Origin of the sequence: Streptomyces sp. NPDC086777, from assembly GCF_040702065.1 — a bacterium.
GTDB lineage: Bacteria > Actinomycetota > Actinomycetes > Streptomycetales > Streptomycetaceae > Streptomyces.
Genome location: NZ_JBFBJI010000004.1, coordinates 50,946 through 62,762, shown reverse-complemented (window position 1 = coordinate 62,762; position 11,817 = coordinate 50,946). Strand labels below are relative to the sequence as shown.

Here is an 11,817-nt window from a genome sequence, read left to right as displayed (position 1 = left end):
ACCGGGGAGTTCACCGCCGGGTGCGGTGCGGGGAGGAGTCGTGCCCGCCCGTCGTGCCGGAGTCCGTGGACGGGGTGATGGCGCGCAGCGCCTCCACGTTCGCCTCCTCGGTCCGGGCGTACCCCTTGGCCATGGTGCGGATGCCGTCGACCGTGCTGTCCAGCACGTTGCCGACGCCCGTGATGCCCTCGCCGAGCTGTCGCCTGGGCTCCGCGTACTGCTCCAGGAACTGCCGTCCGCTCTCGTCGTCGCCCCAGCACGCGCCGAGCGCCTCCAGCCGGCCGTCCAGCTTGGTGGCGATGGACCGGATCCGCCCGGCCAGCTCCAGCATCTGCGGTGCGGCGCCGTCGAGCCGGGCGGTGTCGACGGAGAAGGTGCTGCCGTCACTCATGGGTCTCTCCCTGGAAGCCGTGGTCGACGTAGTCGCGTACGGGGTCCGGCATCGCCGGGTCCTCGGGCAGTACGGCGGCCGGGTCGACCCGGCCCTGGAGCAGGTCGGGCACGGTCACCCCGGGCGGCAACTGCTCCGCGAGCACGCCCGCGACGCCTTCCAGCGCCTCGGCCCTGGCCTGCCGCAGGGCGGTGAGGAGCACGTCGGCCAGCTCCTTGGGCGCCATCCGCCGGTAGGCGCCGGTGGGGAACTCGATGGCGGTGACCTCCCCCTGAGCGCCGACGGTGACCTTCACCGTCTGGCGCGGGGCGGTCACGGTCGCCGTCGTCTCGTTGATCCGGCGCCGGGTCCGGGCGGCCTCGTCGCGCTGGCGGCGGTACTGCTCCAGCAGGTCCTCGATCTGCTGGTCGTACGGGCTGGGCACGGGAACTCGTCTCCTGTCGGGCCGGGTCAGAGGGTGGCGGTGGAGTCGCCGGGGACGGCGCCCCAGGTGCTCTGGTGCTGGACCAGCAGGTCCGCGATGCCACGGGCGGCCGGTTCCTCGTCCGGCTCCTCCGCGGCCTCGTCCAGCTCCTCGGGCTCCTCGGGCTCCTCCGGTTCGGGGCCGCCGTCGCCGCACATCGCCTCGCGGAGGGCGGGGGTACCGGTACCGGCCGGTGACCCGGTGGCGGTGCGATCCGGCTGCCAGGTGGTGCGTGGCTCGGCGGACGCGGCCTGCTCGGGATCAGCCTCCCGCTCACGGTCGCCGTTCACCGCCCACAGCAGCGGGACGAACGCGCCCGCGCCGGCCCCGGCCTCCCACGCCGAGAAGTCCTCCTCGCCGTCGTCGGCCAGGGGCCGCGCCGCCACCGCGGAGTCGTCGCCGTGGCCGTCCGCGGACAGCGGCAGACCGTCGGAGCCGACGGCTGTCGGAGCGGTGAGGGACGCGGAGGCGGTGTGAGGGGCGGTGTCGGGGGCGATGCCGTGATCGCTCGACACGGCGGTCGGGGCGGTCGGGTGTTCTTCGGTGTGTTCTTCGGTGTGTCCTTCGGTGTGCTCATCGGCGGCGGCCGGTTCGGCGACGCGTTCGCCCGTCCGGCCGTCCGCGCGGCCCGTGGTGCCCGTGGTGGCGCCGAAGCCGGGCAGGTAAGGCACTCCGGGCAGGGCTCCGGTGAGGGAACCGGCCTCGTCGTCGCCGGTCTCCTCGTCCGCGCCCTCCCAGGGCTCGGAACTCCCGTCGAGCAGCCCGGAGGCGTCGGTGCGCTCACCGGCACCGTCCCGTCCCGCACCAGAGGCGGCGCCCGTGCCGCCCATGCCGGGCAGGTAGGGCATGCCCGCTGTGCCGAGGCCCTCGCCGCCGGCCGCCGTGCCCAGCTCCGAGCCGACCTCGTCGCCGGGGGCCTCCTCGCCCTCCCACGGGTCCGCGCTGGAGTCGAGCAGCCCCGAGGCGTCCGTGGGCTCCGAGGTGAGACCGGCGCCGTTCGCCCCGCTGCCGCCCATCCCCGGCATGTACGGCATCCCGGAGGACGTGGCCGGCCGGGACGGGGACAGGGCGTCGGCGGACAGGCCGTCGGCGAGGCCGTCGTCCAGTCCGCCGGTGAGGCCGTCGCCCAGACCGTCGTCCAGACCGGTGTCGCCGAAGGCGGCCGGGTCGGCCGTGGACAGGCCGCCCAGCGAGCTCTCGCCGTCGGCCCCGAGACCGCTGGTGCCCGGACCGGCCAGGCTGCCCAGGGCGGGGAAGGAGAACGGGTTGAGCGCACTGTCGATGGCGGACGGGTCGAGGCTGCCGAGATCGCCCAGGTCACCGAGATCGCCGATGCCGTCGCCGCTGCCGAGCCCGCTGTCCGATCCGTCGGCCAGACCCAGGTCGCCGGGGAAGGAGGTGGGATCGCCGGAGCCGTCCAGACCGGCGAGGTCGCTGTCGCCGCCGATGCCGTCGCCGAGCCCGCTGCCCACGTCGGTGTTCGGGTAGCCGGAGAGGTCCGACAGGTTTCCGGTGTCGCCCAGGTCGCCGATGCCGCTGTCCGAGCCACCGCCGAGGTCGGGGTCGTTGCCCAGGCCGTCGTTGGGGTCCGGCAGGCCGTCGTCGTTGCCCGAGTCGTTCGGGTTGTCGGTCGGTGAGGTCACCGGGATCGGGTTCACGATGGCGTCGGTGGTGACCTGGTAGGAGTGCGCCAGGCTCTTGAGGACGGCGCGCATGTCGTCGGTCATCATCGCGACGAGCTCGGGCTTCTGGCTGATCGGGATCAGCCCGTCGGACATCGGCGTGACGCCCATCCGCTGGGCCTCGTCGGCGTAGAACGAGTCGATCTCCGCCAGCAGGTTCTGCGCGCTCTGGAAGGAGATCGCGTTGTTGGCGAGCTGGTGCGGGATGGAGTGGTCGCCGGTCGAACCCCCGGACAGGACGTCGGCGTTGGCCTTCACCTGCCGGGAGAAGTTGGTCATCATGTCGAGGAAGGAGTCGGCGGCGGTGCCGCCCCACGGGCCGTCGTCGCCGGCCAGCGCCTTGGCCTGGTCGACCAGGCTCTTGGTGACGCCCTCCAGGGTCCGCTGGACGTGGAAGAAGGCGTTGGCCGCGTCCAGCAGCGACTGCGGGTTCGCGATCGAGCGCGCGTGGGCCAGGTTGGCGTCGGTCGACACCCCGGACGACATGCCGTAGACGGCGGCCTTGATCTGCTTCCAGTCCCAGTTGTCGTAGTCCGTGACGCTTCCGTTGGACGTGCCGTCGGGATTCCCGAAGATCGTTCCGTCGTCACCCTGGTGGAAGCCGCCGCTGTTGTAGTCCGGCACTTTCGCCCTCCCGCGGAGCCCGCCTAGCTGGTGGTGTTCGAGTTCCCGGAACCGGTGTTGCCGTTACCGGTGTTGCCGTTACCCGTGTTGCCGGTACCCGTGGTGGAGGTCATGCCGCTGCCGCCGTTGGACGTCATCATCGTGTTGAAGTCGGCGGTGGTCGTCGTGAAGGCGTCCGCGAGGTCCTGGGCCCGCATGCCGTTGGCGTCCTCGATCGTGGCGTACTTGTGGCTCAGCCCCCGTACGCCGTCCCGCAGGTCCGTCAGGCCCCGGACCAGGGCCGACAGGGCGTCGCCGTAGCTCTTCTTGAGACCGGCGTCGGCGTTCGGGCCGTTGACCGTCGTGCGCATCACGTTGGCGTGGTAGAACGCGCCCGGCGCGACAGAGACATCGCCCAGTTTGGTGGCGACGTCGCGCACCGGCTGGATCAGCAGGTCGATGTTGGAGGCGAACAGGTCCAGCGACGGTGTGCTGACCGAGGTACCGTTGTGTCCGTCGCCGCCGGGCACCGGCGGCGGCACGAAGGGGTGCAGGTCGGTGAGGATCCCCGGGACGTGCAGGACGTCCGTGCCGCCGTGGTAGTGGTGGTCGCCGGTGGCACCGGTGTTGCTGTTGCCGTTGTTGGAGCTGCTGTTGCTCTCGGCGCTGATTCCGTCCGTCATGTCACTGCTCCCACAGACTCACGCCGTGCCGCTCGCCCGCGTAGTAGGACTCGTTGATCTGGCCCAGGGCGTTGGTGGCGTTCTGGGCCTGGGTCACCATGTCGGCCGCGGCGGCGTCCCACTTGGCCTTGGCGACGTCGTAGGTGGCGCGGGCGTCGCTGGTCCACTCGCTCAGGTGCACCTTGGCGCTGTCGTCCAGCTCGCCGAGCGCGGACTGGATCTTTCCGCTGATCGCGGTCATCTCGCCGACCACGTACTCGACCTGGTTCATGTTGACGGTGTACGTAGGCATGGTCGCTCCTCGTGTGTGGGGTGGGGGTGGAGGTTAGAAGCCGGGCAGCGGGGTGGACATGCTCTTGTGCAGCTGGGTCGCCGCGTCCGTGGTGTGCTGGTGCGTGGTGTCGTAACTGCCGGTGTTGGCCTGCAGCTTCTGCAGCATCAGCTCCAACTGCTGCTTCACCGTGCCGAAGTCGGTGAGCCAGGTGTCCATCGCGCTCTGGAAGGTGGTGGAGGCGTCACCGGTCCAGCTGGCGCGCAGCGCCTCGATCTGGCTCTGCATCTGGGTGTACGTGTTGTTGACCTCGTCCAGGGCGGTCTGGAAGCTGCCCTGGGCGGTCCGCATGCCCGAAGTGTCGACCGATGTGTTCGTGTTCGCGGCCATGGCCGTTCCTCTCGTGCCGGGGACGTGGGGGTCGTCGTTCGTGATGGTGGTCCGGGGCGGTGCGGGCCAGGGGGCGGATGCCGGACTCGCTGCCCCACCGGCCGTGATTTTCTGTCCCTGCGGCCCGTCAGCCGGCCACCGGCGCCTTGACCGCAGGGAGTTCGTCCGCCAGGTCGGCGAGGGCCAGCGCGGGGGCGCCCGCACGGGCGGCGATCCGTTCCGCCAGCCGGTGCGCGCCGTACGCGCCGTGCGCCGGGTTCTGCGTGGCGAGCGCGGCGAGGACGTCGTCGGGTACGTCGAGGCCGAGGACCGTGAGCCGCCGCCGGGTCAGCTCCGCGAGGCCCGCGCCGGTCCAGGCGGGCAGCCGCAGGTACTCGGCGAACGTCCCGGCCAGATCGGTGCGGGTGCGCAGCAGGTCCATGAGGCGCGGGGCGGCGCCGCAGAGGACGAGCACCGGGCCGTACGGCCCGGCGGCGGTGTCGCGGGCCGCCGTCTCCGCGGTCAACGCGTCCAGGACCGCGTGCCGTTCGGTCTCCGGGCGGGACTCGAAGGCGGGGTCCGCCGTCACCGCCAGCAGGCCGCCGGCCGCGCGCCGGAACGCGTCGGCGAGGAAGGTGCGCGGCTGGGTGGCCCAGCGGACCGGCACGGCCGACAGCGCCACGTGCGTGAACGCCCCGGACGGTACGACTCCGAGCTCGCCGAGCGCTCTGCCGTAGGCGGCGGCCACCGCTCGGCGCCCGCTGCCCGGGGCGCCCTCCAGCACCACGTCCGCGAGGCCTGCGGGGCCCTGCCCCAGCCTGGCGAGCGTGTCCAGGCGGGCGGCCAGTGCGTCGGTGACGGGGGCGAGGGAGGTGAGGGCGGTGAGGTGGCGGGTGGCCTCGGCTTCGCCTTCGGCGGGTGTCTTTCCACCCGCACCACCCGCACCACCCGCACCACCCGCACCACCCGAGCCACTTGTGACGGTTTCGTCGTCGGGCGCGGGTGGCCCCTGTGAGACGGAACCGCCGTCGGCGGTCGCGGGGGCGGTCGCGGGTGCGGTCGCCGGGGTCGCAGCCGGTGTGGCTGCGGGAGGCGTGGGAGGCGCGGGTGCGGTGATGGGGGTGGGGGACAGGGCACGGGGGGCCGGGGCGATGTCCGCGGCGGTCAGCAGGCTCAGTTCGCTGTCATGGCCGGGCGGGCGGGTGGCCAGCCGGGACGCCTGGGCGCCGATCATCGACTCGAACACCTGGCGGGCGACCCGGCCGTTGCCGAAGGTCGGGCCCTTGGGGACGTCCTCGAAATAGCGGGACAGTGCGTGCAGGGCGTCGTCGGAGAGCTCGTAGTAGTGCTTGGCGCACAGGCCGCGGACGATGGTGACCAGTTCCTCCGGGGCGTAGTTGGGGAACTCGATCGTCCGGGCGAACCGGGAGGCCATACCGGGGTTGGAGGCGAGGAACCGGTCCATGTGTTCCGAGTAGCCGGCCGCGATGACGACGATCTCGTCGCGATGGTCCTCCATCAGCTTCATCAGCGTCTCGACGGCCTCCTGGCCGAAGTCCGGCCCGGTACCCCTCGACTGGTTGGTCAGGGTGTACGCCTCGTCGATGAAGAGCACCCCGCCCAGTGCCCGGTTGAAGACCTCCGTGGTCTTGATGGCGGTCCCGCCGATGATCTGGGCGACCAGGTCGGCGCGGGCCACCTCGACGATGTGCCCCTGGCCGAGGATGCCGAGTTCGGCGAGGACCGCGCCGTACAGCCGGGCCACGGTCGTCTTGCCGGTGCCCGGCGGCCCCGCGAAGACGAGGTGGCGGCTCATCGGCGGCATGGGCAGGCCCATCTCGGTACGCCGCTTGGTCATCTTGTTGAGGTTGATCAGCCCGGTGACCTCCAACTTGACGCTGTCCAGGCCCACCAGCGCGTCCAGTTCGGCGAGCGGTCCGGTGAGGGAACGGGAGACGTCCGGGCCGGCGGCCGATGGGCGGAGGGTCCCGGAACCGTCCTGACCGTCGTCCCGACCGCCGTCCTGACCCTCGGTCGGGCCGTCGTTCCAACTGCCGTCCCGACCGCCGTTCCGACTGCCGTCCTGGCCGCCGCCAGGGCCGTCGCCGCCGAAGCCGTCGGCCGACCGGTCGGCGGGCCGGTCGCCGGCGTTGTCCTGGACCGCGCAGTTGCTGAGGTCGGTTCGGGCGTCGGCGTCGGCGTTGACGCCCTGGCCCCGCGCGCCGGTCATCCGGCACCCGACAGCGGTGAACGAGCCGCCCGCGAGGACCCGCACCGCGTCGCCCGGCGCATCGGCGAACTCGGTGTCGTGCGAGGTGAGTTCGGCGTCCGCGCCGACGACCGCACCACACCCGCGGAGCGCGGATCCGGCCACGAACACGCTCGCCGACCCGGCCAGGCCCAACCCCGTGGCTCCCCGGCCGCCGCCGCTCATCGCGATCTCGGCGTCCCGCAGGGTCACCCTGGCACCGCCCTGCGCCCGGACCCCGGCTCCTGCGTTGCCCGTACCCGCGCCCGTACCCGGACCCGTACCCGCGCCCGTACCCGGACCCGTACCCGTGCCCGTGCCCGTGGCGGTGACGGTGAGCCGCTCCAGTTCGGCCGTACCCGAGTCGACGGCCTGCACGGCGGCCGTCGTGGCATCCCGGACGACCAGCCCCGTCGCCCGGACGGTGGTTGTCGCACCGGTGACGTGCAGCCCGACCGGGGTACCGGTGATCTCGCAGTCCTCCAGACGTGGCCGGGCGCCCCCGGCCACCTGGACGCCGCTGCGGGCCGCGCCGGAGACCGTGCAGCCGCGCAGGTGCGGCGCGGCGCCGTCGGCGATGTGCACGGACTGCCCGCCCGAGCCGGAGAACGCGCAGTCGGTGAGGGTGGTCTCCCCCCGGCCGGTCAGGTACGCGTCCAGCGCGGTGCTCCCGGTCACGGTGACCCGGAGCAGTGCGGCGCGCGCCTCCTGCTCGACGGCGACGGCGGGTTTGCCGCTCCCGGTGACGAGGGTGTCCTCGACGGTCGCGGAGGCGTTGCCGTTGACACAGACGCCGTTGCCTCGGGGGCGGTCCAGCCGGCAGTCCCGGATGTCGAGGCGGCCGTGCTCGGCGACCACCACCGCCGAGGAGCCGGCCTCGGTGATCTCGGTGTCGGACAGCACGTTGCCGCCGGGCGAGGTGACCACCACGCCGGCCCCGTGCGGGTTGGCGACCCGGCAGCCGCGGGCGGCCAGCGTGCCCTCGTCCCAGGCCAGTACGGCCGTCCACGCCGCACCCTCGATCCGGCACCCGTCCAGCGCCGACTGCCCGCGCCGCAGGTCGAGGACCGGGGCCTCCCGGTCGGCGCCCGACAGGACCAGCCCGGACAGCTGCACCGCCTCGGCCCGCACCACGACCGTGCTGCCGGCGGACGCGTGCACCCGTACGGTCCCGGCGCCGCCCTCGGCGGCCAGGGTCACCGGCCGCACGACGTCCAGCGACTCCTCGTAGCGGCCGGGGGCGACCGTGATCAGCGCTCCGTCCGCCGCCTCGGCCAGCGCCCGGCCGATCGTGCGGTGGGCGCCCGGGCGGTCCGGGGAGACCAGCAACACCTGCCTGCTCACGGCTCGGCTCCTTCTGTGCGGACCGCACGGTGGGTCACGATCAGTCCGGGCGGATCGGCGCTCCCGGCCGCGGCGTCGGTGCCGGTCCGCTCCAGCGCGTCCAGGATCTTCTCCAGGCCCTTGACGGCGATCTCGTCGAGCTTCGCCGTCACGTCGCCCCGGCCGTCCCGGCTGTCCCGGCCTTCCCGGGTGTCCTCCGCGGCTTGCGCGGCTTCCGAGGCTTCCGAGGGTGACAGTTCCCGCATCAGCACCGCGGGGCCGTCGGCGCGCAGCACCTTGAAGACGGTGCCCGGCAGGAACACCACCCGGTCGGGGACGTCCGGGTCCAGCGAACTGGTCCGCCGTGCCGTCATCGACCAGATCAGGACGTCGGTGGCGTCACTGCCGCGCGGGCCGGGGTGCAGTGACGTGCGGGCATGGCAGAACGCCCACTCGGTGACCAGCGCGCCCTCGCGGTACCAGGCACGCTCCGCCGCCCCGAGTCGGGTGCGCAGCAGGGCCGGGCCCCGGTAGGAGGGCAGCCGCCGCAGCCCGGCCGTCACACAGCGCGCCAGCGGCACGTGCGGTCCGGGTACGGCCGCACGCACGGCGGCGTCGGCCCGGCGAGCGTCGCCGGACAGGTACAGGCGTACCGCGACCAGGTCGGTCAGCGCGTCCGCCGCCTCGGTCCTGGACCGGCCGCGCAGTCCGGGCGACTCCGACATCACGCGCGAGACCGAACCGGCCAGGGCGTTGTACTGCTCGCTGAAGGTCCGGCGCATCCAGTCCCGTTCCTGTGCGACACCCCGCTCGGGCGGCAGCGCACAGGCAGCGGCCCGCGGCACGGGCTGCACCCGCACGGCACCCGCTCGCCCGGAGACCGACGGCACGTCGGCGCGGCCGGATTTGCCGGAGCCCTGGGCCGGCACGGGACCGGGGGCCGGGACCGCCGCCGGCGGAGCAGCGCCGTCCTCGCCGATGCCGCCGATGCCGCCGATGCCGTGAACGTCGTGGATCTCGCCGATCTCGCCGATCTCCGGCTCGGGCGCGGCCGACTCCAACCGGAACCGTGGCGAGGCGGGGGGTACGGGCCGCTGCGCGAGGGCGGGTGCGGCGGTGGCCGGGGCGGGCGTGGGGTCGGCGGACGGCACGGGGCGGGGCTCAGGGGCCGGCCGCGACGTCCGCGTCGACGTCGCGGCGGACGCCGACGGCGCCTCGATTCCGGGTGTGCCTGCCGGGGTCCCCTTCGGTGTCGCGCGCGATCTGCTGCGTACGGTCGGCGCCTCGTCGAGGTCGGCCGCGCCGCTGCCCGGCCCGGCGCCGGACCCCGCGGCCGGACCCCCGCTGCCGCCCTCGTCACCGCCCTCGCCGACGGCGTCGGTGCCGGTATCGGTACCGGCGGTGTTGCGTACGGTCGGCGCCTCGGAGAGGTCGGTCGCACCCTCGGCGTCGTGCTCGGCGGGCAGTTCCGGGGACGACGCGGTGTCCGGTGCGCAGTGGGCCCCCGGCGCGCCGGCGGTGCCGGACTCCGTGCGGACGGGCGGCGCGGCCGGACGGGGTGGAAGGACGGCGCCGCCGGGGTCCGGTGCCGGTGGCGCGAAACCGATGGGGAGGTAGGTCGTCCCGGCGGGGGCGGCGCGGTCGCCGGGGAGGCCGTCGTACAGGACGGCCGGGTGGCCCAGGGCGTCGGCGAGGGCCTGTCCGGGGGCGGTGTGGCCGCCGGGGACGTCGAGAGTGCCGTACAGGACGAAGCGCACCGCCGGGCGGGCGCCGGGGAGCACGGTGGTGTCCCAGAAGCGTGCCACATCGGCGGCGGAGAGCGGCGGGGTCCCGGGGCTGCCGAGGACGACCAGGTAGTGGTGCGGGTCGGTGGGCGCGGCCTCGACCGCACGCCGGTGGTGCGCGGCCAGGGGATCCGGACCGGCGTGGCGCAACCACACGCCGGCGGGCAGCGGCTGGGCGACGGCGTGGGTCCCGGCCCGCTGGGTGCGGGCCGGTGCGGAGAACTCCCAGTGCGGCTTGGGGAAGCGCTGTGCCACGGGCTCGGGATCGTGGCCCGGCCGGAACCGCAGCCAGGCCGCGCCGTCGTCGCCGGGCACGAACAGGCCGCCCCCGACGGTCGGCACGAGGTCGCCGTCGGGGGCGAGCACCTCGCGTTCGAGCCGGTCGGCGATGTGGCGGCACGCCGTTCGGACATCGGCGGGGGTGCCCCGGCCGAAGACCAGCCGCGGGCTGCCGTACCGCGCGGCCGACAGCAGCCGGGCCACCGCCGCCCACTCCGTGGCGACGGCGTCACCGGGCAGGTCCACCACGGCGAGGGTGTGGAGCGGGTCCTCGGCGATCCCGCCGGCGAACGCGGCCGCCCGTTCGTCGAACCTGTCCCTGGGGTGGATCAGCAGGGCATCGCCCACCGGTGTCGAGCGAAGGCGGAGCCGGGGCACCGGGCTCAGCCCTTCGCGGCGGCGGCGCGGCTGAGCACCGGACCGTCGGGGACCAGGGCGAGGACGCCCGCGGGCAGCGTGACCCGGTGCTTGCCGTCGCCGAAGCCGAGGGCCCGCTCGGCGTCGGTGTCGGCGATCCGGTACTTCAGGCCCTGTTCGGTGATCAGGTATTCGGTCCGGTCGCCCGCCGAGGAACCGTGCGGGACGGCCAGCACACCCCCGCCGGCCGGCAGCACGATCCCCCCGGCGCCGGCGCCGCCCACGGTGATCCGGGCCCCGCCGTCCGCCGCCTCCGTGAGGCAGACGGTGCCGCCGGCCAGGGCGCGGACACCGGTCAGGTCCGGCATCCGGCCGGTCGGGGCGTCGTCCGCCGAGACCGCGGCCGCCGCGATGTCCGACTGCCCGACCCGGCGCGGTGCCGGTGCACCGGGCCGGGCGGCGAGCAGGGCGTACTCGGTGGCGTTGACGCGGGCGACTCCGTCGGCACGCATCACGTAGTAGTGCACCGAACCGTCGGTGCTGGTACGGAAGACCTGGCCGACCTTCGTGGCCTGCCCGGCGACCTGCCCGGCGGGCTTCCCGGCACCGGCCGGCACGGGCGCGGTGAGCGCGGCGCCCGTCGGCACGGCGGCCAGCCAGTCCGCGGTGGCGGGCAGGGCAGCCTGGCCGTCGAGGCCGAGCGCGATCAGCGTCGAGGCGCCCGGGACCGGGTACTTGACGCCGCGCAGCAGCAGGTACCGGGACTTCCCGGGCCCGGCGAGCAGCACCTGGCGGTCGGCGGGCAGGCCGGCGAGTGCGGCGGCGGGACCACCGAAGAGGAGCGCCTGCCCCCGGCCGGCCGGCTCCTCACCGCCGGACTCCTTGCCTGCCGGCCCGTTTCCGGCCGGCAGGCACCGTGCCCACGCCCCGGTCGCCAGTGCGGACGTCGTCGGTACGGTGTCCGGGGCACCCTGGATGCCGACCGGGATGCCGTGCGGGACCCCGGCCAGGGACTTCGCGGACACCGTCTCCGGCGCGGTGCGCTTGCCGGCGATCAGCAGCGCGGAGGCGTAGTTGCGTACGGGGCGCAGCTCGCCGTTCGCGTACACGTACCGGTTGCCGGTGTCCTCCTCCAGGACGATCGCCCCGTCCTTGCGCCAGTCGTCCTTGGCCACGGGCGAGATCAGTCCGTACACCCCGAACCCGGCGCACAGCAGCACCGCCACGCCCACCCCGAAGACCGAGCCGAGCGCCGACCGCCGGGTGGGGCTGTCGCCCCGGCCGGGGTCGCCGCTGACCAGGGCGGAGGCGAGGCGGCCCATGGCGAACTGGTAGGCCTGCACGTGATCGCGTCGCGTCTGCAT

Annotated in this window: 9 protein-coding genes; all 9 read right to left on the bottom strand. The window is 74.4% G+C overall.

The features are described from left to right. Positions 1 to 10: 10 nt before the first annotated feature. The gene (locus tag AB0472_RS07190) at positions 11 to 391 is read right to left on the bottom strand and encodes a WXG100 family type VII secretion target (protein ID WP_366354154.1); all 381 of its coding nucleotides are present in this window, start codon (positions 389 to 391) and stop codon (positions 11 to 13) included. Then, on the bottom strand, positions 384 to 815 hold the full coding sequence (locus tag AB0472_RS07185; protein ID WP_366354152.1) for a YbaB/EbfC family nucleoid-associated protein: 432 nt from the start codon (positions 813 to 815) through the stop codon (positions 384 to 386). Before AB0472_RS07185 ends, AB0472_RS07190 begins: the two co-directional genes overlap by 8 nt. Positions 816 to 841: 26 nt before the next feature. Next, entirely contained in the window at positions 842 to 3,160 is a 2,319-nt protein-coding gene (locus tag AB0472_RS07180) for a WXG100 family type VII secretion target (protein WP_366354151.1), read from the bottom strand. Between the two features lie 23 nt (positions 3,161 to 3,183). Continuing rightward, positions 3,184 to 3,822: a hypothetical protein gene (locus AB0472_RS07175; protein WP_366354149.1), complete on the bottom strand. Its 639-nt coding sequence runs from the start codon at positions 3,820 to 3,822 to the stop codon at positions 3,184 to 3,186. Position 3,823: 1 nt separating this feature from the next. Next, the gene (locus AB0472_RS07170; RefSeq protein WP_366354147.1) at positions 3,824 to 4,114 is read right to left on the bottom strand and encodes a WXG100 family type VII secretion target; all 291 of its coding nucleotides are present in this window, start codon (positions 4,112 to 4,114) and stop codon (positions 3,824 to 3,826) included. A 33-nt stretch (positions 4,115 to 4,147) separates the two neighbouring features. Continuing rightward, entirely contained in the window at positions 4,148 to 4,483 is a 336-nt protein-coding gene (locus AB0472_RS07165; RefSeq protein WP_366354146.1) for a WXG100 family type VII secretion target, read from the bottom strand. A 127-nt stretch (positions 4,484 to 4,610) separates the two neighbouring features. Further along, a complete protein-coding gene (locus AB0472_RS07160) occupies positions 4,611 to 8,054 on the bottom strand; it encodes a right-handed parallel beta-helix repeat-containing protein (RefSeq protein WP_366354145.1) in 3,444 nt (1,147 codons plus the stop codon). Further along, positions 8,051 to 10,444, bottom strand: a complete 2,394-nt coding sequence (locus AB0472_RS07155; protein ID WP_366354143.1) for a hypothetical protein — start codon at positions 10,442 to 10,444, stop codon at positions 8,051 to 8,053. The genes AB0472_RS07160 and AB0472_RS07155 overlap by 4 nt, the downstream gene beginning before the upstream one ends. A 35-nt stretch (positions 10,445 to 10,479) precedes the next feature. Further along, a complete protein-coding gene (gene eccB, locus AB0472_RS07150) occupies positions 10,480 to 11,817 on the bottom strand; it encodes a type VII secretion protein EccB (RefSeq protein ID WP_366354141.1) in 1,338 nt (445 codons plus the stop codon).

Coding starts and splice junctions, on each gene's coding strand:
- AB0472_RS07190 (WP_366354154.1), bottom strand. CDS start 391: ATGAGTGACGGCAGCACCTTCTCCGTCGACACCGCCCGGCTCGACGGC.
- AB0472_RS07175 (WP_366354149.1), bottom strand. CDS start 3,822: ATGACGGACGGAATCAGCGCCGAGAGCAACAGCAGCTCCAACAACGGC.
- AB0472_RS07170 (WP_366354147.1), bottom strand. CDS start 4,114: ATGCCTACGTACACCGTCAACATGAACCAGGTCGAGTACGTGGTCGGC.
- AB0472_RS07165 (WP_366354146.1), bottom strand. CDS start 4,483: ATGGCCGCGAACACGAACACATCGGTCGACACTTCGGGCATGCGGACC.
- eccB (WP_366354141.1), bottom strand. CDS start 11,817: ATGCAGACGCGACGCGATCACGTGCAGGCCTACCAGTTCGCCATGGGC.